At 68.0% G+C, this 23,586-nt stretch carries 17 protein-coding genes and 1 tRNA gene; 10 read left to right on the forward strand and 8 right to left on the reverse strand.

From position 1 onward, the window contains the following. The first annotated feature begins 235 nt into the window (after positions 1 to 235). Positions 236 to 454, forward strand: a complete 219-nt coding sequence (locus IG171_RS16785) for a hypothetical protein (protein WP_212128475.1) — start codon at positions 236 to 238, stop codon at positions 452 to 454. Between the two features lie 61 nt (positions 455 to 515). Here the strand turns inward: IG171_RS16785 and selD are convergent, their stop codons facing one another. Both selD and IG171_RS16795 read right to left on the reverse strand, forming a co-directional pair. After that, positions 516 to 1,502 carry a selenide, water dikinase SelD gene (gene selD, locus IG171_RS16790; RefSeq protein WP_212128476.1) on the reverse strand — a complete coding sequence of 329 codons (987 nt, stop codon included), beginning with the start codon at positions 1,500 to 1,502 and terminating at the stop codon, positions 516 to 518. A 78-nt stretch (positions 1,503 to 1,580) separates the two neighbouring features. Beyond that, on the reverse strand, positions 1,581 to 5,621 hold the full coding sequence (locus IG171_RS16795) for a phosphodiester glycosidase family protein (protein ID WP_212128477.1): 4,041 nt from the start codon (positions 5,619 to 5,621) through the stop codon (positions 1,581 to 1,583). 98 nt (positions 5,622 to 5,719) lie between these two features. Between IG171_RS16795 and IG171_RS16800 the strand changes: the two genes are divergently transcribed. The 5 genes from IG171_RS16800 (at position 5,720) to IG171_RS16815 (ending at position 10,780) form a co-directional block, all read left to right on the forward strand. Then, positions 5,720 to 5,814 (forward strand) — tRNA-Sec (locus IG171_RS16800). A 60-nt stretch (positions 5,815 to 5,874) separates the two neighbouring features. Next, positions 5,875 to 7,194 carry an L-seryl-tRNA(Sec) selenium transferase gene (selA, locus tag IG171_RS16805; protein WP_212128478.1) on the forward strand — a complete coding sequence of 440 codons (1,320 nt, stop codon included), beginning with the start codon at positions 5,875 to 5,877 and terminating at the stop codon, positions 7,192 to 7,194. Then, complete coding sequence (selB, locus tag IG171_RS16810; protein WP_349252126.1) at positions 7,187 to 8,818, forward strand: selenocysteine-specific translation elongation factor; 1,632 nt, start codon at positions 7,187 to 7,189, stop codon at positions 8,816 to 8,818. The genes selA and selB overlap by 8 nt, the downstream gene beginning before the upstream one ends. Next, positions 8,712 to 9,092 carry a SelB C-terminal domain-containing protein gene (locus IG171_RS19380; RefSeq protein ID WP_349252127.1) on the forward strand — a complete coding sequence of 127 codons (381 nt, stop codon included), beginning with the start codon at positions 8,712 to 8,714 and terminating at the stop codon, positions 9,090 to 9,092. The genes selB and IG171_RS19380 overlap by 107 nt, the downstream gene beginning before the upstream one ends. Positions 9,093 to 9,403: 311 nt before the next feature. Then, positions 9,404 to 10,780, forward strand: coding sequence for an NAD-dependent succinate-semialdehyde dehydrogenase (locus IG171_RS16815; protein ID WP_212128479.1), 1,377 nt, complete (start codon positions 9,404 to 9,406; stop codon positions 10,778 to 10,780). Between the two features lie 88 nt (positions 10,781 to 10,868). Here the strand turns inward: IG171_RS16815 and IG171_RS16820 are convergent, their stop codons facing one another. Continuing rightward, positions 10,869 to 11,210, reverse strand: coding sequence for a cupin (locus IG171_RS16820; protein WP_212128480.1), 342 nt, complete (start codon positions 11,208 to 11,210; stop codon positions 10,869 to 10,871). A 414-nt stretch (positions 11,211 to 11,624) separates the two neighbouring features. Here IG171_RS16820 and IG171_RS16825 point away from each other — a divergent pair, with 414 nt between their 5' ends. Next, on the forward strand, positions 11,625 to 12,227 hold the full coding sequence (locus IG171_RS16825; protein ID WP_212128481.1) for a hypothetical protein: 603 nt from the start codon (positions 11,625 to 11,627) through the stop codon (positions 12,225 to 12,227). 69 nt (positions 12,228 to 12,296) lie between these two features. Here the strand turns inward: IG171_RS16825 and IG171_RS16830 are convergent, their stop codons facing one another. From IG171_RS16830 to IG171_RS16840, 3 genes are all read right to left on the reverse strand, one after another. Next, complete coding sequence (locus tag IG171_RS16830; protein WP_212128482.1) at positions 12,297 to 13,556, reverse strand: M20 family metallo-hydrolase; 1,260 nt, start codon at positions 13,554 to 13,556, stop codon at positions 12,297 to 12,299. 83 nt (positions 13,557 to 13,639) lie between these two features. Next, the gene (locus IG171_RS16835) at positions 13,640 to 15,337 is read right to left on the reverse strand and encodes a thiamine pyrophosphate-dependent enzyme (RefSeq protein WP_212128483.1); all 1,698 of its coding nucleotides are present in this window, start codon (positions 15,335 to 15,337) and stop codon (positions 13,640 to 13,642) included. Between the two features lie 49 nt (positions 15,338 to 15,386). After that, on the reverse strand, positions 15,387 to 16,718 hold the full coding sequence (locus tag IG171_RS16840; RefSeq protein ID WP_212128484.1) for an MFS transporter: 1,332 nt from the start codon (positions 16,716 to 16,718) through the stop codon (positions 15,387 to 15,389). Positions 16,719 to 16,916: 198 nt separating this feature from the next. Here IG171_RS16840 and IG171_RS16845 point away from each other — a divergent pair, with 198 nt between their 5' ends. After that, a complete protein-coding gene (locus IG171_RS16845) occupies positions 16,917 to 18,086 on the forward strand; it encodes a helix-turn-helix domain-containing protein (RefSeq protein ID WP_212128485.1) in 1,170 nt (389 codons plus the stop codon). A gap of 201 nt (positions 18,087 to 18,287) precedes the next feature. Here IG171_RS16845 and IG171_RS16850 read toward each other — a convergent pair whose 3' ends face one another. Next, the gene (locus tag IG171_RS16850; protein WP_212128486.1) at positions 18,288 to 19,340 is read right to left on the reverse strand and encodes a DUF2332 domain-containing protein; all 1,053 of its coding nucleotides are present in this window, start codon (positions 19,338 to 19,340) and stop codon (positions 18,288 to 18,290) included. Positions 19,341 to 19,692: 352 nt separating this feature from the next. On the opposite strand from IG171_RS16850, the gene IG171_RS16855 reads away from it, so the two are divergent. Further along, positions 19,693 to 21,159: an FAD-linked oxidase C-terminal domain-containing protein gene (locus IG171_RS16855; protein WP_212128487.1), complete on the forward strand. Its 1,467-nt coding sequence runs from the start codon at positions 19,693 to 19,695 to the stop codon at positions 21,157 to 21,159. A gap of 63 nt (positions 21,160 to 21,222) precedes the next feature. Here the strand turns inward: IG171_RS16855 and IG171_RS16860 are convergent, their stop codons facing one another. Continuing rightward, on the reverse strand, positions 21,223 to 22,230 hold the full coding sequence (locus tag IG171_RS16860; protein WP_249203771.1) for a siderophore-interacting protein: 1,008 nt from the start codon (positions 22,228 to 22,230) through the stop codon (positions 21,223 to 21,225). Positions 22,231 to 22,430: 200 nt separating this feature from the next. Here IG171_RS16860 and IG171_RS19200 point away from each other — a divergent pair, with 200 nt between their 5' ends. Then, the gene (locus IG171_RS19200; RefSeq protein WP_249203772.1) at positions 22,431 to 23,561 is read left to right on the forward strand and encodes an ABC transporter substrate-binding protein; all 1,131 of its coding nucleotides are present in this window, start codon (positions 22,431 to 22,433) and stop codon (positions 23,559 to 23,561) included. Positions 23,562 to 23,586: the final 25 nt, after the last annotated feature.

Raw genomic sequence — 23,586 nt, forward strand, 5'->3', positions numbered from 1 at the left:
CCGGTCAATCTCCCCCGCGGCACCGGGGCGCCGGCGTTCAGTGCTCGGCACGCCCCGGGCGCCCTGGCGGACGTCCTGCCATAACGCACCGGTGCAGCAGGTAGTTATGGCAGTCCGGGCGCGGGGTTGTGGCGGCACAGCTCGGTGAGGAAGTCGGTCGCCGAGGAGGAACGATCGCGGCGAATTCGCCAAGGCATGTTGCGGAATGCGACGTCTCGGGTAGCGTGAGAAACCTATGAAGAAGCTGCTCAGGGACCGTCAGAGCCTCAGAGAGGCCGTCATTGTGGCGATTCTCGTGCCCGTGATTCATATCGGCGTGAATCTGTTGGGCTGGGGCAACGGAATGTTCTCTTGGTGGGAGGTCCTGCTGGGCGCTCCTGTGGTGGGAGTCTTCTACTGGTTCTTCATGTCCAGCTTCCGCCAGTTCCGCGACGAAGAGATCACTCCCGGCTGAGCAGGGTCGGAGAAGCGGTCGGTGGCTGTCGCGGCCGTCCTCACCGCACATGCATGTCCACTCACCTCACGTGGACGCCCGAACCTGCGACGATCTCGCCGATGACCGGGTGACCGGGCAGCTCGCCGACGACGAGGAGGCCGCCGGAGGTCTGGGCATCGGCCAGGAGCAGCAGGTCCTCCTCGGTCACTGAGTCATCGGTAGTGAGATCGGGGCGCACCCAGTCGAGGTTGCGCCTCGTTCCGCCCGAGACGTATCCGGCGGCGATCGACTCGTCGACACCGTCGAGGCGGGGCACCGCGGCCGCGTCGATGACCGCCCCCACGCCTGAGGCCCGGGCCATCTTGAACAGGTGCCCGAGCAGACCGAAGCCGGTGACATCCGTGGCTGCACGGATCCCGGCGGCCACGGCGGCGCGCGCGGCTTCGGCGTTGAGCGAGGTCATCGTCGCCACAGCCTCCTCGAAGTCCTCGCCGGTGGCCTTGTGCCGGTTGTTGAGGATGCCCACACCGATCGGTTTGGTCAGAGTCAGGGGCAGGCCGGCCTCGGCGGCGTCATTGCGCATGAGTTCGTCCGGGTGGGCCACCCCGGTCACCGCCATTCCGTACTTCGGTTCGGGATCGTCGATCGAATGCCCGCCGGCGATCGGGCAGTTCGCGGCTGCGGCGACGTCGAGCCCGCCGCGCAGCACCTCGGTCAGCAGCTCCATCGGCAGCTTCTCCCGCGGCCATCCGACGAGGTTGATCGCCGTGACCGGAGTCCCGCCCATCGCGTAAACATCGGACAGCGCATTCGCCGCGGAGATCCGACCCCAGTCGTAGGCATCGTCGATGACCGGGGTGAAGAAGTCCGCGGTCGACAGCACTGCGAGGTCTTCGCGAACACGCACGGCCGAGGCGTCATCGCCGTCATCGAGGCCGACGAGGACATCGGGACCCGGCTGCCCGACCAGTCCGCGCACGGCGTCCTCGAGCTCGCCGGGCGGAATCTTGCAGGCGCACCCTCCACCGTGAGCGAATGAGGTCAAACGATCATGATTGTCAGTCATATCGTGAGACTAACACCGCGAGTCACGGGGCTGAAGAGCCATCCGAGTCATCATCGCCGCGATATTCTCGTTGCGGCATCAGTGCTTCCCGAATTTTCGGCCGACTCCACGGAGCCGTGCGACGCGGACGGTGCCGAGGCCGACGACGATGAGCAGAGCACCGAGAGCCGCGGTGAGCAGACCCGGGCCGCCAGTGCGCGGAAGGTCGCCGCCACCGTCTGAGGAGCCTGTAGAGTCTGCACCGCCGCCCGACGAGCCGTCGTTCGCAGTTGCCGAATCGGAGTCGCCGGAATCGTTGCCGGCACCTCCCGATGCGGCGTCGGACGAAGAGCCCCGACCCGCGTCAACTGTCGACCCACCGGACGATGAGGTGCCTCCGTCGTTTCCATTCGATCCGTCGTTTCCGTCCGCGGAATCGTCGCCGTCCTCGGTCGCTTCGGCCGAGGCATCCGACGAAGCTCCGTCCGCCCCGGTGTCTTCGTCCTCCCCGGTGGAGGCGCCGCCCTCATCGCCGCTGCTGTCCTCGGACCCATCGTCATCACCTGGTTCCGGCGGCGGTTCCTCACCAGTGACCTCGACAGTGGCCTTCGCGGTCTTGCCGTTGACGGTGACCTCGAGTGTTGCGGTCCCCGGGTTCTCGGCCGTGATCTCACCCGTTGACGGGTTGACCCGGACGACGTCGGACGCGGCCTCGGGGGCACCGGATGCAAGCGCCTGTGCACTGAGCTTCGCGCCCATCGCCTTCTGCATGTCCACCTCGGCGCCGGAGTCGATGACGACGCCCTCACCACCCCACTGAGCCGTGGCCGGCCACCCCACGGGGACGGTGCGATCGCCCTGCGTGAACTCGGCGGACACGTCCGCGGACTGGCCCGGCGCCAACGAGTCGGGCGCTTCCAGCGAGATCGAATCGACACGCGGCTTCGTCTCCGCGGCCAGCCAGCTGACCCGATCGGACGTGGTCGGATTGTCTCCGATCTTGCCCAGGCCGGGATCGACACCGAGCATCGTCCACCCGGTGAACCCGCCGGTTGCCGGGGTTCCGGCCGGATCCTTCCCGGAGTTGCCGTTGATGAGATAGGTGACGCCTTCGACCGCGGAGCCGTTGAACGCGCCCACGTGTCCGTTGATCACGGCCGCCGACTTACCGCTGTCCTTCCGGAATTCGCCGAGCTTCTTCTCAAGTTCTTCCGCCTCCCGCCTGTCGCCCAGCTGGCTCGTCTTAGAAGGCAGAGGATCCTGCGGTGGATGGTGGAAGAACACGGTGATGCCGGTCAGGTGAGCGCTGTCAGCCACCTCATCGAGGGCGTCTTCGAGCATATTCAGCTGTTCGTCGTCACTGCCGTTCAGCGTCCCGTCCGAGGAATTCAGGGTCACCATCTTCGTCCGTCCCACCGTGCGCTCACCCGTGGAGGCGCCGAATGCGGACTCGAAGTTATCGATCTCCCCGCCCATGATCTCGTGGTTTCCGGGCACATAGACGTAGGGGATCGACTCGTCCCATTCCTCGTCGAGGATCGTCTTCGCGAGTTCGAAGTCGGCTGTGGAGGCCTCGTCGACGAAGTCGCCGTTGATGACGAGCAGGTCCGGCTTCGCTGCTCGTATCTCGCTGAGTGTCCGACGTGCTCCCTCGACCGCCGCGGAGTCGGGATCTGTGGCGACGAACTGGGCATCGCTCATCACCGCGATCTTCTGCGGTCGATCTGCGACGGATCCGGTCGACAGCAATGCTGGATCATGACGTGCCGAGGTGGTCGGGTCTTCGATCTCGGGGGTCGAGATGGCGTTCAGGTCAGCGACTGAGACGTTGCCCTTGTACTTCTCGGCCGAACGGGTCTCCAGTATCCTGATCCGCTCGAGGGTGAGAGGCTGAGACAGTCCGTCGGGGACTTCGAAGCGGATCTTCTGCCACCCGTCGAAGGAGATGTGATCGCCGTCGATGTTCGTCACCGTGCCGTCGGCCGTGCTCACCTGCAGCCTGGGCCATGCGCCCGAACCGTCTCCGCGGACCTTCATCTCGAGGGCCAGGGTGTTCCCGTCGAGTTCCACCGGCTCCTTCGGGATGAGGTAGTATCCCCGCGTCGCCGAGGAGGTGGAGAAGTCGTAGTCGAGTTCGATGCTCGGCTGCCCCTCAGGTGTCGGTTCGCCGGCTGCGAATGAGCCCGTGGCGCGGTCCGCGCCATCGGTGAACGCCGAGGGGTCGGAGAAGTCGAGGACTTCGGTCGATTCCGTGCCGACGGTGACTGGGATGGACGTCGAGACGTCGCCGACCGTGAGCTTCACGTTCCCGGACGCGGGCCCCTCGTCAGTGGTCGCCTTCCGGTCGGTGGAGACGACGAGTTCGCCGAGGCCGTCGGTGTCGACGGTCAGACCGTCATCGGCCTCGACATCGATGTCGCCGGTTTCGATGAGTGAACGTCGGCCTTCGGAGTCGAAACCGGTCAGGGACACCGTTGCGGAGTCGTTCTCGTCCTCGAGGTTGATCGTTCGGGCACTCGGCCACAATCCGACCGGTTCTCCGAGGACATCGAGTTCGGTGCGCGCAGTGTGGCCTTCGACCTCATAGCTCACGCGGCCTTTGCCCGCAGCATCACCGGTGACGCGAGCGCTCGATTCGTCGAAGTCTTCGAGTGTCACCCCGTCATCGGCGGTGAACGTACCCGAGGCGGCCACCGGTTCGAGATTCGCGCCGAGGCCCGTGCCTTTCAGCGTGCGCGACAGTCCAGTGAGCACGGTGGTCTGATCATCGAGTTCCGGTTCGATCTGCGCATCGGTCAGTGTTTCGGCAGGTGCGTCGGAGTAGAAGACGAGGGCATTGGCGACAGTGCGCTGCTCGCCGTCGGACGGGTCGTTCTGCACTACGGGGGCATCCTTGCCGGCGGTGCGTGCCAGCATCGTTGTCGATCCGCCGCCGTCGAGGTTGACCGCGTTGTAGGCGCCGATGTCGGAGAAGAACTCGCCCATGTCCTTCAGGCTCATGCCGCCGGAGGATTCGCTGCGACCGTCGATGGTGGTCACGAACAGTTCCGAACCGTCCTTGCTGATTCCCACGGCCGTCCGCGGATGCGCCGTAGTCGAGAGATCGTCGTCGAGCGTCGGGACCTCACCGTCCTTGAGGATCTGGTGGCTGCCGGCGATACCGACATCGATGTCTTCGTTCGGTCCGATCTCGATGTCGACCTTATCGCCGACCTCGAGTTCGGACAGAGTCTTCGCTCCGGCATCGCGGCCCAGCAGAACCTGGCCGTCGGTGGGGATATCGGGATCGCCCGCCTCGTCGTCGAGACCGGAGACCTCTGTGACCGTGCCGTCGACGACGGTGGCCCGGGCGATTTCGGCGGCCATGTCGTCAGGACCGCCGACTGGACGGTTGAGGGTGTAGTCGCCCCACGCCTCGTTGTAGACGCCGATCTCGTCCGGACTCAGCTGGGGATTGTTCAGCCCCCCGAGCTCCGTCTCCTGGCCGTCGTGGGTGAGCGTTCCGGCGGCCGAGAGCATCGTCACGGCTGCCTTCTTATCGTCAAGGGTGAGCGCGGGTTTGGGCACTTGGGAGCCGATGCGCATCCCGTCCTCGGCCACCGAGGTGTAGATCGGCGCCCACGACTGGTTGATGTCGAAGAAGGTGCCGTTGACGGCGGCGACCGCGTTCTTCCCGTCGGCACCGCCCGCCATGATGTCGCCGGTGGTGCCACCGGCAGCGACCTTGCCTGTGTCGCGGACGTCAACCGACAGGGAATCCGTGGTGAGGTCGGCGGTGAGGACGTTGCCGTTGTTCCATCCGCCGTCCTCGAGACGGGAGAAGTTCGTCAGTTCGAGGCCCGGGGCGACGCGTTTGGTCTCCGAGGTGCGGAGGACCGAACCGTCCTTTCCGAGGTCTTCGTCGCTGGGCGGGGCGGCGAAGCCCGGCGACGAGGCACCCGGTGTTCCGGGGATCGCCCCCGTGGGCGCGATGAGGGCGGCGAGGACCGCCAGCGTGCTGAGGAATGCGCCGAAGCGAATGCGCGACCGGCGGAGCACAGAGGCATCGGGGCAGGGGTGTGACCAGTGATGATGGAACGATGACGGCATGACGACCTTCGACGATGTCGGCTGGGAACCTTGCCACCTTAAAGCGATCATGGAGAAGTATGAGTGAACGCTGATCAAACTCGGTTCGAAGATTCGGATCAGCCCTCTCCCGCCCCCGCCTTTCCCTGCTCGCGATAGGATTCTCAAGTGGAGGCGTCCGTGTCCTGGTGGGCGCCCCGGTCTTCAAAACCGGTGAGGCCGAGCATCTCGGTCTGGCGGGTTCGATTCCCGTCCGCCTCCGCCACCCACATCGGTTCCGTCACTGACACGGAACCACCGGCGAACCCGCACCGAGGAGGGGCCCATGGACGCATCCGATCCGCGACGGTCCATTCCGCGCACGGACCGTCTCCTTGCCCTTCCGGACGTCATCGCTGCAGGTGAGCACCTCAACCAGGCGACGATCAAGGCGCTCGTGAACGAGGTGCAGACCGCCGCCCGCACCGGCCGGATCCCCGTCGCCGAGGTGGTCCCCACTCTCGTCTCCAGGCTCGGCACCCGCACGGCGTCCTCCCTGACCCCGGTGCTCAACGCCACCGGCATCCTCGTCCACACGAACCTCGGCCGGGCCCCACTGTCACCGGCCGCGACCCGAGCCGTCACCGAGGCGGCCGGCTACGTCGACGTCGAGATGGACCTGGCTGCGGGCAAGCGCAGCAAGCGCGGAACCGGGGCGAAGGCCGCACTGTTGCGAGCCTGCCCGGCCGCCGAGGACGCCCTCGTCGTCAACAACGGTGCCGCGGGCCTGCTGCTGGCGGTCACGGCCCTGCGGGGCGCCGTCTCGGGCGGTGAGATCGTCGTCAGCCGCGGAGAGCTCATCGAGATCGGCGCCGGCTTCCGCCTCACCGACCTCATGACGACCACGGGAGCGCGCCTGCACGAGGTCGGAACGACGAACCGCACCCACCTGGCCGACTACGCCGAAGCCATCGGTGAGGACACATCGTGCCTGCTCAAAGTGCATACGAGCAACTTCCGCGTGGAGGGCTTCACCGCCTCGGTCGAGGTGTCCGAACTGTCCGGGCTCGCGACCGAGCACGATCTTCCGCTCATCGTCGACCTCGGCTCCGGACTCTTCACCCCCGATGAGGCGCTGCCCGACGAACCGGACATCGATGCCGCGCTGCGGGCCGGTGCCGATCTCGTCATCGTCTCCGGCGACAAGCTCCTCGGAGGTCCCCAGGCCGGAATCGTCCTCGGCCGCGCCGAGGCGGTGCAGACACTGGCCGAGCATCCACTGGCTCGGGCACTGCGCACGGACAAGCTCACCCTCGCCGCCCTCGAAGCGACGATCACCCACACCGCCAACCCGATCCACGACGCTCTCCATATCGACCCCGACCGGCTGCGGGCCCGCACCGAAGCCCTCGCCGAGGCGGCCGGTGCCGCCGTCGTCGCCCACGACGGTCGGGTCGGCGGCGGGGGAGCCCCGGGGGTGCCCCTGCCCGGCTGGGCGGTCGAACTGCCCGAGGACTGCGCGGCCGGGCTGCGGCACGGCGAACCGGCCGTCGTCGCCCGCGTCCACCAGGGCCGATGCCTCGTCGACTTGAGATGCGTGCCCGAGGCCGATGACGAGTCCATCGCCGCCGCCATCGCCCGGGTCCTGGACCGCCGCCATGACTGATACACCACCCAATGCGGCCACGCCCAACGCACCCGTACCGCCCGCGGCCCCGGGCACCTTCGTCATCGCCACCGCCGGACATGTCGATCACGGGAAGTCGACCCTGGTCAGCTCCCTGACCGGGATGGAACCCGACCGCTGGGCCGAGGAGCGGAAGCGCGGACTGACCATCGACCTCGGCTTCGCGTGGACGAGCCTGCCCTCGGGCCGCGAACTCGCCTTCGTCGACGTGCCCGGGCACGAGAAGTTCCTCGCGAACATGCTCGCCGGACTCGGCCCCGCCCCCATCGCCTGCTTCGTCATCGCCGCCGACAAGGGATGGCAGGCCCAGTCGAGCGATCACAGGGACGCGATCGCGGCCCTCGGAATCACCCACGGCCTCGTCGTCATCACCCGCGCCGACCTCGCCCCGGACACGATCGACGCCACAGAAGCCGAGGTCAGGGCGCATATGCGCGGCACGCCACTGGAGACTGCGCCCATCGTCACGGTCTCAGCCACGACCGGGGAGGGCCTCGACGAACTCATCACCGTCCTCGACGAGGTCACGGACGCGGCCCAGGCCCCGGACGCCTCGGCGCGGGTGCGCCTGTGGGTCGATCGGGCGTTCACCATCAGGGGCGCCGGCACCGTCGTGACCGGAACGCTGACCGCCGGCCGGCTGCGCACCGGTGAGACCGTCCGACTGCACGGTGAGAGCATCGACCGGACGGTGAGCGTGCGCGGCCTGCAGTCGCGGAACTCCTCCACCGCCGAGGTGGTCCCGCAGGCCCGCGTGGCCGTGAACCTCCGCGATGTGCCCGCCGAGGAGCTGCATCGCGGAGACGCTCTGCTCACCCCCGACGCCTGGCCGATCGTCGACGTCCTCGACGTCCGCCGCACCATGGGCCAGCCGCTGGACGCCGGCGTGGTCGAGCTCATGGCCCATATCGGCACGGCCGCCGTGCCCGTGCGCCTGCGCGCCTTCGACGCCGAACACGCCCGGCTGACACTCGCCAGACCACTGCCGCTGCAGGTCGGCGACCGGATCGTGCTGCGGGCACCGGGCAGTCGCAATGTCTTCGCCGGACTCCTCGTCCTCGACGTCGACCCGCCCGAACTCAGCCGTCGCGGCGACGGTGCCCGCCGCGGCCGGGAGCTGGCCGAGCGTCCGGCCACCGGCGACATCCTCGCCGAGGTGGCCCGCCGCGGCGCCGTCGAACGCTCAGTCCTCACCCGGTTCGGGCTGCCGGTGCCGAGCCGGTCGGTGCCCGAGACCGAGGCTCTGCCCGACGGGGTCGAGGCCGTGGACGGCTGGCTCGTCCACGCCCCCGGACTCGCCGTATGGGTCGAAGCGGCGAAGACCCTGGTCGCACGCGAACTCCAGGCACGGCCGATGGCCGCAGGAGTCCCCGTCAAGGCACTGAGCGAGGGCTCTGCGGCGGGGGAGCCCGCCCCTGCCCGAGGCTCAGAACGCGGACACCCGCCCCCTGCTGACACAGATCATCGCTCGTGCCGGACTCGAGACGACCGACGGCATGGTGAGACCGCCCGGCCACTCCGCCGATCTCGGCGCGGCCGAGGCCGGGGTCGCCGAGCTCGAAAGACGTCTGGCCGCCGCGCCGTTCTCGGCTCCCGAGGCTGATGTCCTGCGTGAACTCGGGCTCGGAGCGCGGGAGCTCGCGGTCGCCGAGCGAGCCGGTCGGCTGCTGCGCCTCGGCGACGGTATCGTCGTCTCTCCTCGCACGCCCGCCCAGGCGATGCGGATCCTCGCCGGGCTGGACCAGCCCTTCACGACCAGTCAGGCCCGGCAGGCGCTGGACACGACGCGAAGGACCGTCATCCCGCTGCTCGAACACCTCGACGGACGCGGGTGGACGCGGCGGATCGACACCGCGCATCGAGAGGTCGTGCGGTGAGCTCGCGCCCGCCTCGGCGATGGATCGCTGGGCCGATCCGGCCCCACGCGAGCAAATATTGTATTACAATCGAGGGTGACATGATCGTTCGCGTCCCTTCCGGGCGCTACCGTCGATGGCATGGGTGATAACTGACTGCGATGAATCCTCGACCGTCCAGGTGAGGATCGGCGATGCTGCCGCACATCGACGCCGCGGCCTCCGGCGATGCCTCACACGTTTCCCTTCCGCGAACACATTCTCGAACCCCGCGCGAGCCGCCGGGCACCACTGCCGCCGAGCTCGCGCCGATCTGCAAGGAGCTGCATTCCATGTCGAACTACCGTGTCCAGAACCCCGCCACCGGCGAGATCGTCGAAACCTTCCCCGAGGCGACCGATGCTGAGATCGAAAGCACCGTCGCCGCCGCTCACAGCACGTACCTGACCTGGAAGGACACAGATATCCAGGACCGCGCAGGAATCGTGCGCCGGGCCGCGGAGATCTTCCACGAGCGCAAGGACGAGCTGGCCAAGACGATCTCGACCGAGATGGGCAAGTCCTACGAGGAGTCCGTCGACGAGGTCGAATTCGCCGCCGACATCATCGAGTACTACGGCGTCCACGGACCCAGCCTGGCCACGGACTACCAGATCCCGTCCACGATTCCCGGCACCGCCCGCATCGAGGCCCTGCCCATCGGTGCGCTGCTCGGCGTCATGCCGTGGAACTTCCCGTACTACCAGGTGGCCCGCTTCGCGGCGCCGAACCTCGTGCTCGGCAACACGATCATGCTCAAGCACGCCGATGTCTGCGGTCGTTCGGCGCTGCTCATCGAGGAGATCTTCCGCGCCGCCGGTGTCCCCGACGGCGGTTACTCGCACCTGTTCGCCAACCACGACCAGATCGCTGCGCTCATCGCCGATGCGCGCGTGCAGGGTGTATCGCTGACCGGGTCCGAGCGGGCCGGAGCGATCATCGGCGCCCAGGCCGGTCAGAATCTCAAGAAGGCCGTGCTCGAACTCGGCGGCATCGACCCGATGGTCGTCCTCGATGCCGACGATGTCGCCGCCGTCGCCCGCGAGGCCTGGGAGTTCCGCGTCTACAACGCCGGCCAGGTGTGCAACTCGAACAAGCGCATGATCGTCATGGACGACATCTACGACGACTTCGTCGCCGAGCTCGTGCGTCTGGGCACCGGACTGAAGCCGGGCGACCCCCTGAACCTCGGTGAGGACGAATACGTGCCGCTGTCCTCACGGGCCGCGGCCGAGACCGTCGACGCCCAGGTGAAGAAGGCCGTATCCGCTGGAGCCCGGGTGCTCGTCGGCGGCGAACTCTCCGAGGGGCCTGCCGCGTACTATTCGCCGGCGGTGCTCGTCGACGTCCCGCGCGACTCCGAGTCCTATGGTGAGGAGATCTTCGGGCCCGTCGCCACTGTGTACAGGGTCAGCAGCGACGAGGAGGCCCTCGAGCTGGCCAATGACTGTGCACTCGGTCTGGGCGGATCGGTGTTCTCCACCGACGAGGCGCGTGCCGATCGTGTCGCGGCACGCCTCGAGGTCGGAATGACGCATGTGAACACCATCGCCGCCGAGGCCGCCGAGATCCCTTTCGGCGGGGTCAAGCGCTCCGGCTTCGGGCGTGAGATGGGCCCGATCGGCATGGGCGAGTTCGTCAACAAGCGCCTCCACTTCGTCGCGAAGTGAAGCTGCCGCGCCGTCCGCGGGTGCGGCCCGCGGGCGGAGCGCGTCTGCGGGATCGCGGTCTCCCGGGGTCGCGGTCTCGCGGGGTCGGTCAGGAGTAGGAGGGCTTGTCCACGCTGGTCACGGTGGTGAGCAGGAATACGCAGTCCTCCAGGGCCAGCACCGAGTGGCGCTCATGTGTGAGGATCCAGAGTTCGCCGGCCCCGAACTCCCCCTGCATCTCCTCATCGAGCTCGACCCGGATGCTTCCGGTCAGCACCTGGATGCTGGCCGCGGGCGGCGAGTTGTGAGCCGGAAGTCGCACACCGTCTGCCAGAGCGATCACGGTCTGGCGCAGTTCGCCGTCGTGGGCGACGAGTTCGGCGCTGCGGCCGTTCTCGTTCTCGCGTGCAAGCGCCAAGTGGGATTCGGTCAGTTCATTCAGGTCAGCCACGTCAGTCCTCACAATCGTCGGGATGCGATCCACGATACCCGAGCGGGCCCGCGCCGCGGGGTTCGCCGGTCAGCAGCCGCGTGAGCGTCTGAAAGCGGTCTGGCCCGTTCCTGCACGTGACCCGATGGGCCGTTCGAGACCCGCGTCACGGGCCCGTCCGGGCGCCGCTTGCCGCCGCGGGGAACTCAACGAACTCTGATCACATGCACACGCGTCCGTGACGATTCGTTGCGACGAGACGGAGCCACCTATCAGCCTCTCTGCATTGCACCGGCCCCTCGCGTCGGGGAGTGTGGTGTGGGGCGATTTCCGGTTCACCTCCTGTGCCGAAAGACAGGAGATCGCAGTGGACCGAGAACCCGGGCACGACTTCGCCCGGACCGCTCGCCCGACCCCAGAGGAAAGTGAGAACAGATGAGAAGCGTGCGCACACTTGCGGTGACCGCACTGTCGGCTGCCGTCATCGCTGGGGGCGTCACCCTGGCGACGGCGACCTCGGCCACGGCCGACCCGATGTCCGGGGGCGTCGACCAGACGAGCGAGAGTGCCTCGGGCACCGACCAGGGTGACGGCACGACCGGCGGCATCGACGACCCGGATGAGCTCAGCTCCGAACAGGTCGACAACGCCCGCACCATCATCGGCGTCGGCAAGGGCGCAGACCTGTCGAAGGACGCGCAGACGATCGCCGTGATGACCGCACTGCAGGAATCGAGCCTGCAGAATCTCGACGGCGGAGACCGCGATTCCGCCGGTGCGTTCCAGCAGCGACCCTCGATGAATTGGGGATCGGTCGACGAAGTCACCGATCCCGTGTACGCATCGAAGGCCTTCTACGGAGTCGACTCCGGAAGCGCCAATCCGGGCCTGACCCAGATCGACAACTGGGAGAGCATGGCCCCGGGCGATGCCGCACAGGACGTGCAGGCCTCGGCCTTCCCCGACGCATATGCGAAGTGGGAGCCGCTGGCCGAGCAGCTCGTCGACGAGAACCAGGACGTCGACGACATCGACTGAGCGGTCGGCCCGAACTCGAGCCGACCTCCACGGGAGCCGGTCCCCTCCTGTCCCTCTGCCGGCCCGGACTCAGGCCAGGGCGCCGGCGGCCAGCCGTCGAACCACCTCGGTGAGGTGACGCAGGCCGGAGACGAGGTCCTCGTCCTTCGTGAACTCGTCCAGACTGTGTGAGATCCCGTCCACGCTGGGGACGAAGAGCATGACGGTGGGCACCGTGTCCTTCATATTCGTCGAATCGTGCCCGGCCACGGTCATCACCCGCGCCGAGGTGAGCCCCAGGTCATCCGCGACTGTGCGGGCCAGCTCGACCCCCTCGGCCGAGTACGGGTTCCGATCCCAGCTGTGCTCGGCGACGATCTCGATCTCGACCCGGGCGTCCTGACACACCCGTGCGACCGTGGCCATGAGCGAATCATGGGCGTCGGCGATCACCTCGGCGCTGGGCGAGCGCAGGTCGAGCAGCAGACTGACCTCGCTGGCGACGACGACCGGCGAATTCGGGTAGACGGTGAGCTGGCCGCAGGCCGTGTGCAGCGCACCGGGCTCGAACTCGTCGGCCAGATCACGCGCGGCGACGACGAGGCGAGCGGCGCCGAGCAGCGCATCCTGACGGTCGGCCATGAGCGTCGACCCGCTGTGGGCCTGGGCTCCGGTGACCTTGAACTCGTACTTGTGGGCAGCCCAGGTCGCGTTCACCAGCCCGATGCTCACCCCGTCCTCTTCCATGCTGCGACCCTGCTGGACGTGGATCTCCGCATAGGAGGCGATGTCCGGGGGTGTGAAATCACCGCGCTCACCGAGGGCATCGAGTGCCTCGGCGACGGTGATCCCGGCGGCATCCTCCGTGGCCAGAGCCGCCTCGAGCTCGGCCTTGCCGGTGAAGACATTGCTGCCCATCATCGAGGGCTTGAACCGCGAGCCCTCTTCGTTGAACCAGTTGACCACGGCGAGGTTGAACCGCGCCTTCGTCGGATCCGCCCGCAGCTCATCGGCGACGGCGAAGCACGCGTGCGCCGCGGCCATCACCCCGTAGGCGCCGTCGAAGCGCCCGGCCGTGGGCTGCGAATCCAGATGCGAGCCGGTGAGCACATAGGGTGCGCCGGGCACGAGCTCGAGGAGTCCGAACTGGTTGCCGATGGCATCGCGTTCGACGCGGAAACCGTGCTCGGTCAGCAGCTCGGCGAACCACTTCCGCTGCTGACCGTCCGCCTGGCTCGCCGCCTGCCGGTCGACGCCGTTCGTGCCCTCGACCGCGCCGAAACGCGAGTGCACGGCCCAATCAGCGAGGAAGTCGGCTTCGCGATCAGCACTGGTCAGGAAGTCGGTCATGAAACGTCCTTTCGAGGGATGTGCCGCGGACGGAAGTTCCGCAGCGGTGGGGATGGTGGAGTGAGTCTCGTCCGCGGTCGCAGTCAGGACGTCTCGTCGGCGGCCGGCGGCATGGTCGCAGGATCGATGAGCACGTGGATGAGCGCCGGCCCGTCCGCGGCCAGAGCCCGGTCGAGCGCGGGCGCGAAGTCCTCGGTCGTCTCGACGCGCTCGCCGTGACCGGACACACCCGCTCCCACCGAGGCGGCCCCGTCGAACGCCCGCATCCACGTGGCGAAGTCCGGGTTGACCATCCGGGTGCCCGAGGGCCTGCCCGGATAGTGGTTCTCCTGATGGGACACGATCGTGGCGTACACACCGTTGTCGATGACGATGATGAGCGGAGTCGCACCGTGAGCGAAGGCCGTGGCGATCTCCTGACCGTTCATGAGGAAGTCCCCGTCGCCGCAGATCGCGACGGCACGCCGGTCCGGGAACGTCAGGGATGCGGCCACCGCTGCCGGGACGGCGAGTCCCATGGCCCCATTGCGCGCCCCGACGAGGCTGGCCGCCTGGTGGTGGCGGATGAACCGGTGCCCCCAGATCGTCGCATTGCCGGCGCCGTAGGTCAGGATCGCCTCTCCGGACAGGCGATCGTCGAGGATCCCGAACGCCACGCCGAGGTCGACCCCGCTCCGGGGTGTCTGTGTCGCTTCGGTCGGCGGCTGTGCCTCGGCGTCGGGCCGATGGGCGGCGAACCGGGCCTGTGCGGCAGAGCGCTCCTCCATCCATCCGTCTGAGCGCCCACCACGCAGCGCATCGGCATCAACACTGGTCAGCGCCTCGGTGAAGGTGCCCGGTGAGGCGAGGATGTGCTGGTCGATGCGCCCGGCGTGCTGAGTGGCCTCGGTGTCGAGGGAGACGAGCACGGTCTCGGCGCCGAAGCCGATGGTGAAGCCGTCACTGGCCACATCGGACCGGGTGCAGCCGATGAAGATCAGCAGGTCCGCCTCGGCGAATCCTCCGGCCACGGCATCGGCGCGACCGTAGCCGAGCCAACCGGACCAGGCCGGCGAGTCATGGGGCACGGCGTCATAGGCGCGCCAGTCGCAGAAGATCGGGATCCCGGACGCGGCGGCGAGGCCGGCGAGATCCGCTCCGGCCCCGGACTGCCAGCCGTCGCCGCCGAGGACGAACGCCGGACGTGAGGCGCCGGCGAGGCGGGCGGCCAGCGATTCGAGTTCGGCGGGGGCAGGCTTCGGTTCGGCCGCCTCGGCGAGGGTCGGGATGGGGGCCTCGGTGAGGCGGACGAGGACGTCCTCGGGCAGACCGACGACGACGGGACCGGACCGGCCGGCCGCGGCGATGCGCAGCGCTTCGGCGGTGAGCTCGCCGGCGCGGTGCTCGTCGTCGATGGTGATCACGCGTTTCGCGGTCGAGGAGAACCACTCGGGCAGGCTGAACTCCTGGAAGGATTCGCGCGCCCGGTCCGCGGTCGGCACGAGGCCGACGAAGAGGACGAGCGCCGTCGCGTCCTGCCAGGCGGTGTGGATGGAGATCATCGCATTCGCCGCACCCGGACCGCGCGTAACCATGGCGATGCCCGGACGCCCGGTCAGCCGGGCCTCGGCCAGGGCCATGAACCCGGCACCGCCCTCCTGACGGCAGACGATCGTGTCGATGGGGGAGTCGTAGAGTCCGTCGAGGACGTCGAGGTAGCTCTCACCGGGCACCGCGTAGACCCGTTCGATGCCCGCGGTCTCCAGGGTGGCGACGATGAGATGGCCGGCCGAACGCGGCATGATCGGGAGTCCTTTCGACAATGGGAGCGGAAGCGCGGTGGGACCCGGCTCAGTGCTTGAAGCCGGGCAGGTCGACGCTCAGCCGCGGGGCGACGAGGCCGGCGAAGGCGGTGAACAGCGACAGGAACGCGAGCATCGCGGCGGCCGGCCACCAGTGATCGCCGGCCGAGGCGACGAAGCCGGTGGCCAGCAGCGGGATGAAACCGGAGATCATGCCGGCCGCGTTCTGCGACATTCCCACACCGGTGTAGCGGGTGTTGGCGGGGAACAGACCGGTCATCACGGTGCCCGAGGCCGCGTACGGCAGTGAGAGCGTGCCCACCGCAAGAGTCATGGCGATCACGACGAGCACCGGTTGGCCGGACTCGAACAGGAGGAACGCGGGAACGGAGACCACCGCCGAGGCGACCCCGCCCCAGAGGATCACCCTGCTGGCCCCGTACCTGGCGCCGAGCATGCCGCCCCAGAGGAGGACGAAGATCTCGACGGCGGCGGCGACCATGCTGCCCAGCAGCAGGAGTGAATCGTCGTAGCCGAGGATGTTGACCCCGTACCAGACGCAGAATGCGGTCACGAGGTAGAAGCCGCCGACGCCGAGGAGGGCCGCGGCCATTCCCACGATGATCTGCTTCCAGGACTCGGTGAACGTCGTCCGGATCGGGCTCTTGGAGACCTCGCCGGACTCCTCGAGCTGACGGAAGACCGGTGATTCCTCGAGCCGGCTGCGGATGTAGACGGCGACGAGGAGGAGCGGGATGGCCACGAGGAAGGGGATCCTCCAGCCGAAGGAGTCGAAGTTCTCCTGCGAGAACAGCAGCGTCATGACGAAGAACCCGCCGGAGGACAGGATCGTGCCGATCGGTGAGCCGATCTGCGGGATGGCGGCGTAGCGGGCGCGCAGGTGGAGCGGGGCGTTCTCGACGACGAGGGTCATCGCGCCCGACCACTCTCCGCCGACGAACAGTCCCTGGAGGATGCGCATGAGCACGAGCAGGGCCGGTGCGGCGAAGCCGATCGCGGCGTAGGTCGGCAGGAGTCCGATGAGACCGGTGACGATGCCGATCCCGACGATCGTGATCAGCAGGACTCGGCGGCGACCGATCCTGTCGCCCATGCGGCCGAAGATGAGACCGCCGACCGGGCGGGCGGCCAGCCCCACTCCGAAGGTGGCGAAGGAGGCCAGCGCCGCGGCGGTGGCGTTCTCGTTCGTGAAGTACTGAACATTGAAGATGAGCGCGGCGGCGGCACTGAAGAGGAAGAAGTCGTACCATTCGAGTGCGGTGCCGATCAGCGCCCCGATGGCCACCTTGTTCGCGTCCTTGACGCTGAGTTCCTGGGTGGCACTGAACTCGGCTGCGGCGGTGGGGGCTCTTTCGCTCATTGTTGTCTCCGTCGCGGGTTGGGGACTCGGTGACGAGTCGGGAACTGGTCGAGTTGTTCAGGTCGCCTGATCGAAGGATCCGACCGGCATCCCATGACACTCATCCGATGACATTACAGAGTGTTCCAGGTCTCATTCCAGACGCATTTGTCGCCGAAGACAGGTGCGTGCTTGTGCATATGCACATATTCTGGGGTGATGGTTGACTTCCACGACCGTCAGCTGAGGGATCGGCCGCTGCCCGGGGACGAACGACGCTGGCTCGAACTCCTCGACTCCCTCGACCTCGACGAGCTGACCGAGAGGTTCATGACCCGCGTGGTCAGAGTACCCGGCTACGACCCGGCCCCGATCCCCGTCTCCGAGCTGCGGCGCACCGGACGGCTGTCCTTCACCACCCTCATCGAGGGACTCCGGGCAGGAGGCTTCGACGGGCCGGTGGCGATCTCGACCGAGGTCGGCGTCTCCCGGGCGCGGGCGGGCATTCCGCTGGAGGCGCTGATGACGGCGATCCGGCACGATTTCAATGTGCTCTGGGAGGTGCTGACCCGGGTGGCGGAGCCGACCGACGCCGAACTCGTCATCCGCCATACGGGCATTGTGCTCTCGACCGTCGACGAATACGTCTCGCAGGTGCAGCAGGCCTATACCGCCGAGCTGCAGAGGATGCGGGCCGAGGAGTCATCGGTGCGTGCCGGACTCATCGCGAGCCTGTTCCAAGATCCCGACCCGACAGACGAGCGTCTGGCCACGATCGCCTCCGGCCTCGGCCTCGACGTCGACGCCCCGCTCCTGGTCGTCGCCGCCACAGGTGACGACGTGCGGGCCCTGCGCGTGCTCATCTCCGACCACGTCCGGGCGGGTGGGACGATGTTCACGCACCACCTCGGCGAGGTGCTCATCGCCTTCACCCGCAGCTCGGACGCCCCTGGACACCCTGATGAGTCCCTCGAACGCGGAATCGCCGAGGCGCGGGTGGGGGTCGTGCACGCACCCGGTATCGGCTCCCTGCGGCGATCGGCGCTGACGGCCCGCGAGCTGGCCGAGGTCCTCACCGCCGATGAGGACTCGGCGATGACCTGGCGTCGCGGCTGGGCGCGGTTGGCGGCCCGGTCCCTCAACGCCGCAGGCAATCCGATCCTCGCCGATGTCGAGACCGCGCTGTCGGCCTGCGGCCCGGTCGAACGGCAGCGCCTGGTCGAGGCCGTGCAGGCGTACCTGGCCTCGGGCAGCATCGGCGCCAGCGCCGCCGAGCTGTTCTGCCACCGCAACACCGTGGCCAATCGACTGCGACGATTCTGCGAACTCACCGGAGTCGACCCGATGATCCCCGCCGAGGCGGCCCGACTGGTCGTCGGCTGGGCGTGAGATGTTGGCTGGGCGTGAGGCGACAGCCGATGACCGGGCGTGAGGCGTCGACCGGGCGTGATTTCGCCATTGCACCGCCTCGTTCAAGGCTGAGAGCGCGGCCGAGGCGTCGTTCAAGGCGGCGCTCAGATGTCGAATCGTGCACGTTTGCATATCTGCGCGGCCGCTTGAACGAGCCTTCCCGAGAGCGCAGGTGACCTCTCACGAGCGGTCGAGGTCTTCGTAGCTCTGCCCGTGCGGCCCGGTCAGCGCCTTCGCGACACCGTCCACGCTGAGGACGAAGCGTCCATCGGCGTCGACCCCGCGTGACTCGAGCTGAGCGAGCGTGCTGGGCAGGACGCCCGCGCCTTCGTTGCTCAACCACTTGACTTCCGGGTGGGCGTGCATGATGGCGGCGAATTCCTCCCGCTTTCGCGCATCGACATAGGCGAGGACCGCACTGTGGAAGACAACGATCTGCGAGTTTGCCGGCGCCTCGGTGATGAGGGACTCGACGCGTTCGCACAGGTCACCGGACACCAACCTGGGCGGGTCGGCGGCGACGAGCTCGGCTGCTGCGGTCAGCCGTTCGCGTCGGGCATCGTGTTCGGGCCAGACCAGGGAACGCAGCCAACTGCGCTGGTCGGACTCGGTGATGTCGATCGGGTTGAGATCGATCCCAGCTCGCCAGGCGACCTCGGGGATGTGCTCCGGCGCCGAGGTGTTTCTCAGTGCGCACTCGATGACGACACTGCTCGGACCCTCGGCCGGGTCGAGGGCGAGTGAACGCACCGATTCCGAGCCAGACGCAACGGTGTCCGCCCTCGGCCGGCCCGTTTCGGCGGTGCGGTACCGGTAGCTGTAGCGGTCGGGATAGAGACACAGCCCGGCGGATGCGCCGACCTCGATGAGCGAGAGTGGGCCGTCGAGTCGGGCCAGCTCCGGCAGGAGCACAGCGCACCGGCCGGCCTCGTTCGTTTGGGTGGACCGTTCGAGCATGAGGGCTCGTGTCGAGTCCCAGTGCTCGAGGAGCCACGCTCGCAGCTGTGCGAAAGTTCCGGTGCCGGAGCCGAGGTGGCGGGCGGCGGCGAACAGGAGATTGGCCTGGCGCTTCGATTGGGGCAGGTCGAGGAGGAGGTCGATGATCGCATCGTCGTCGGCGACGCCCTGCGCCCATTCGGCGTACACGGGGGAGGTGTCGGCGGCCTCGACGCGGGCGAATGTCCGGTAATAGCGGCGCAAGCGGTCGGCCTCGAGCTCGGACATCGGCTGCATATCGTCCTCCTCGGCGCGGTGGACTCATTGTAGCGAACCGTTGCCCGACGATGCTTCTGCCCCGTTCAAGCCGCCGCGCAGACGTCGAATCGTGCACGTTTGCATATCTGCGCGGCGGCTTGAACGAGCCTTCTGCGGCGGCGTCGCCTCCCGCGCTCGCCAACTCCCCGCCCGCCCGGTGCGGCCATGGTCGCCGCCGGCATCGTGACCCTCGTCCTCAAGGCCGCACCGGCTCCCGATAACCTGGAGCCGACGCTGAAATAGGGCAGAGGCACCTGCCGGTCGCCACGAAAGGCGCGACCACCGGCACCTGCCGACCATGCCGGCGTCGCCATCGATCCGAGGAGCACCAATGTCGAACCTTCCCACCGCCACGGATTCACCTGCCGAGGCAGTCGCACGCGAAGACGGCGTCCCCGTCTTCGACCCGGCGGCGCTCGCAGACCTGGGATCGCGCCTGAGCCCCGGCTCCCTGACGACGGACCCCGATGTCGTCGACGCGCATTCGAGCGACGAAGCTCTGTTCTGTCCGCGAGAGGGCGCGATCGCCCTGGTCAGAGCCGCCTCGACGGAGGACGTCCAAGAGGTCATGCGGTTCGCCACCGAGCATCGTGTGCCCGTCGTGCCGCAGGGCGCGCGGTCGGGAATCTCGGGCGGGGCGAACGCGGTGCCGGGAGCGATCCTGCTCAACGTGTCGAAGATGAAGGACATCGTCGCCGTCAACGAGGCCGAGCGCCTGGTCACCGTCCAGCCCGGCATCATCAACCAGGACCTCAAGGACCGCCTGGCCCCGTACGGTCTGTCCTATCCACCGGACCCTGGGTCGGTGGCGCTGTCATCGATCGGCGGCAACATCGCCACCAACGCGGGCGGACTGTGCTGCGTGAAATACGGGGTGACCAGGGATTATGTCCGATCGTTGAAGGTCGTCCTCGCCGACGGGACGCTCACCACCCTGGGGCCCGCGACCGCGAAGGGCGTGGCCGGGCTCGACATGCGTCACCTCTTCATCGGCTCCGAGGGCACGCTGGGCATCGTCGTCGAGGCGACCCTGCGCCTCATCCCGGCACTGCCCGATCCCTTCACCGCGATCGCGACCTTCCCCGACGAGCGCAGCGGACTCCAGACCGTGGCCGACTTCATGGCCGGAGGCGGCGTGCCCAGCCTGCTCGAATTCCTCGACGGATCGTCCCTGCGCATGCTCAACGACTACGGGGACTTCGGCCTCGACGCCGAGGCCGGAGCGATGCTCATCATGCAGGTCGATCAGTCCCCGACCGAATCGGAGGCGGCGATGGAGACCTTCGCCGAGGTGGCCCGCCGCTGCGGTGCCCTCGACGTCGCGTACTCCGACGACCCGACCGACTCCGCGGCGCTCATCACCGCCCGGCGGATGATCCAACCGGCGTATGAGAAGTTCGCGGGCGCCCACGGGGGAGGTCAGCTGCTCGACGATGTGTGCCTGCCGCGCACGGCCGTGCCCGAATTCTGCGACCGACTGAGCGCCCTGCGGGAATCCTCCGGACTCGAGATCGCGCTGGTGGCGCATGCCGGTGACGGGAACATGCACCCCTCGGTGTTCTTCGACGCCGGCGACGAGGCCGCGACGGCGACCGCGCAGGAGGTATTCGAGGAGATCATGCGCATCGGCATCGAACTCGGCGGCACGATCACCGGCGAGCACGGGGTCGGCTACCTCAAGCGCGCCTGGCTGCCGAACGAGCTCGACGAAGGATCCCGTCGAATCCAAATGGCGGTGAAGAACGCTCTCGACCCACTTGGCATCCTCAATCCCGGCAAGATGCTCGCGCAGGTCTGAGGGTTCTGCCCGCGAGGGCTCGGCCCCTGAGGACTCTGCCCTGGAGAGCTCGGCCCCGAGGGTTCAGCCCTCGGCCCTGCCCTGCCGCCAGTAGCCCATGAACGCGATCTGCTTGCGGTCGACCCCGACTTCCTGGACCAGGTAGCGGCGCAGGCGCTTGACCGGTCCCGCTTCGCCGGCGATCCAGGCATAGAACGGGCGGTCGTCCTTCTCCGTGGCAGTCGAACTGCCCTGGGCGGCCTGGGTCAGCGCGGCCGGCACGTCCCAGAGGATCTCCTCGTCGATGTTGACATCCTCGAGTTCACGGTCCGTGTCGGTCGGACCGGTTGGGCCGGCCCCCACCTCGGCGTGCACGCGGGTTTCGGCACGCACGGCCTCACGGACGGCCGGTTCGAGCAGCTCACCGAAATCCGCTCCGCCGCGCGGGAGCCACTGGATCTCGAAACCGACCGGAGCTGCGATGTCGATGATGTCCTCGGCCCGGGGGACTTCGAGGACGGCCTTGCCCTGAACCGAACGGTCCCGCAGCGAATCGAGGATCGACGCGATGGCGGGAACCGCCGTTTCGTCACCGGCCAACAGGATCTGGTCCGCCTCTCCCGGGGCGAACTCGATGCCTCCGGCGGGGCCGTCCGCATCACGAGCCGGCCCGATGAGATGCAGTCTGTGGCCGACCTCAGCCGATTCCGCCCACTGTGCCGCAGGGCCCGAGTGGCCCTCCTCATCGCTGTGCAGCACGAGGTCGACGACGAGCTCCCGATCGGCATCGCGCCACTGCCGCACGGTGTAGGTGCGCATGTGCCCCCGGACCTCCGGATTGACCTGGAGCCACGCCTGGTACCACGAGACTCCCGCTTCCTCCTGCTCGGCGAGGAAGCCCGGCAGGTCGAAATGAGGCTCAGCGGCCCCTGCCGGGGGGATGACGAGCTTGATGCGCAGATCGCGCGGATGGGCGCCGGGGCCGAAGTCCTGCAGTCCAGCCCCGCCGAAGGTCACGCGGCGGAAGGACGGGCTGAGGTCTTCGACGGCGAGGACCGTGGCTTCGAAGGCGCCGATGGGTGCTCGTGACACAGAGTCTCCTTCGTTTCCCGGACTCGTGAGTCTCAATGGGCTCGCGGGTCCGGGTGCGTGCCTCAGGTGAGGACGCGTCGGGTTCATGGGTTCAGCTGTCGACGATGATGGACCGTCTGCAGACCACCCTACGCCAAAATAGTAAGGCAAGCCTTTCCAAATAGTGTTAACGTGGTTGCGGCGTTGTTGACATCGATCACATGAGGACCGTGATCGGGCCGTCCGACAGGCCTGCCACCAGCGATTTCACTTTCCGGTCCCGGGCCGCCCGGAACAAGCAGCCCTGCGCTCATCTGGATCCGCGCAGCGGCGCCGGAAGCAGCGCCCACCTCGTCCCGCACCGAAACACGACCACTGAAAGGCTCTCGATGCGTCGCCGTCAGCTCCTCACTCTGTCCGTTCTCGCACCGTTCGCTCTCGTCGCCTGCGACGGCCGGCAATCCGAAGTCTCCGGCGGGCAGGCCGCGGCCCCGAACTTCACCTATTCGCCCGAAGGCTACGAGGGCGTGACGATCGAGCTCGACAGGCCCGTCGAGCGCATCGCCGCGGACTTCTACTCGGCGGCCGGTCTGGCGCAGTACGGAATCACACCGGTGGCGGTCTTCGGGTTCGGACAGAACGAATCGCCGGGGAAGGCGTTCGACTCAGAGGGCGTCGAGGTCGTCGGCACCGATATGGAGCTCGACATCGAAGCCCTCGCTGTCGCCGAACCGGACATCCTCGTCGCCTACGGCAATGAGAAGGGCGACGGATGGACCTGGTGGGATGAGAAGGTCACGAGCCAGGTCGCCGAACTCGTCGACTTCGTCCCGGTCAAGCTCGGCCAGAGCCCGGATGCGATGTTCGCCCAATATGCCGCCATCGCCCGTGCCCTGGGCAAGGACACCGAAACGGGCGAGATCGCGGACAAGGCCAAGGCCTTCGAGGACGCTCGCGAGCGGATCCGCGAGGTCACGGCGAAGAAGGACGGGCTGACCGTTCTGCTGGCGAACTTCAGTGCGGAGATGAACTACACCTCGAAGACCTCGGGGATCGCCGAGATGCTCAGCGAGGACGGACTCGAACTCGTCGGACCCGACTCGAGCGACGACAGCAGCTGGGCGGAGGTGTCCTGGGAGAAGATGTCCGACTATCCCGCCGATGTCATCCTCGTCCACGACGCCTCGGCCGATTTCGAGGACAACCCCGTCTACGAGAGCCTCCCCGCCGTCCGGGCCGGTCAGCTCGGCACCTGGGACGACAAGCGCGCCTACACCTACGACGGCTACGCCGCCTGGCTCGGCGAACTCGCCGAGGTGCTCGACGGGGCCCGGGAGATCGTCGAGAAGTGAGCCGCTGATCCGGCCCGGCTACCAT

Origin of the sequence: Brevibacterium sp. SMBL_HHYL_HB1, assembly GCF_018208375.1 — a bacterium.
GTDB lineage: Bacteria > Actinomycetota > Actinomycetes > Actinomycetales > Brevibacteriaceae > Brevibacterium > Brevibacterium intestinavium.

Bases quoted from the DNA above. Each gene is read 5' to 3' on its own strand.
- IG171_RS16785 (WP_212128475.1), top strand. From the start codon at position 236: ATGAAGAAGCTGCTCAGGGACCGTCAGAGCCTCAGAGAGGCCGTCATT.
- selD (WP_212128476.1), bottom strand. From the start codon at position 1,502: ATGACTGACAATCATGATCGTTTGACCTCATTCGCTCACGGTGGAGGG.
- IG171_RS16795 (WP_212128477.1), bottom strand. From the start codon at position 5,621: ATGATCGCTTTAAGGTGGCAAGGTTCCCAGCCGACATCGTCGAAGGTC.
- selA (WP_212128478.1), top strand. From the start codon at position 5,875: ATGGACGCATCCGATCCGCGACGGTCCATTCCGCGCACGGACCGTCTC.
- selB (WP_349252126.1), top strand. From the start codon at position 7,187: ATGACTGATACACCACCCAATGCGGCCACGCCCAACGCACCCGTACCG.
- IG171_RS19380 (WP_349252127.1), top strand. From the start codon at position 8,712: ATGGTGAGACCGCCCGGCCACTCCGCCGATCTCGGCGCGGCCGAGGCC.
- IG171_RS16815 (WP_212128479.1), top strand. From the start codon at position 9,404: ATGTCGAACTACCGTGTCCAGAACCCCGCCACCGGCGAGATCGTCGAA.
- IG171_RS16825 (WP_212128481.1), top strand. From the start codon at position 11,625: ATGAGAAGCGTGCGCACACTTGCGGTGACCGCACTGTCGGCTGCCGTC.
- IG171_RS16830 (WP_212128482.1), bottom strand. From the start codon at position 13,556: ATGACCGACTTCCTGACCAGTGCTGATCGCGAAGCCGACTTCCTCGCT.
- IG171_RS16835 (WP_212128483.1), bottom strand. From the start codon at position 15,337: ATGCCGCGTTCGGCCGGCCATCTCATCGTCGCCACCCTGGAGACCGCG.
- IG171_RS16840 (WP_212128484.1), bottom strand. From the start codon at position 16,718: ATGAGCGAAAGAGCCCCCACCGCCGCAGCCGAGTTCAGTGCCACCCAG.
- IG171_RS16845 (WP_212128485.1), top strand. From the start codon at position 16,917: ATGGTTGACTTCCACGACCGTCAGCTGAGGGATCGGCCGCTGCCCGGG.
- IG171_RS16850 (WP_212128486.1), bottom strand. From the start codon at position 19,340: ATGCAGCCGATGTCCGAGCTCGAGGCCGACCGCTTGCGCCGCTATTAC.
- IG171_RS16855 (WP_212128487.1), top strand. From the start codon at position 19,693: ATGTCGAACCTTCCCACCGCCACGGATTCACCTGCCGAGGCAGTCGCA.
- IG171_RS19200 (WP_249203772.1), top strand. From the start codon at position 22,431: ATGAGGACCGTGATCGGGCCGTCCGACAGGCCTGCCACCAGCGATTTC.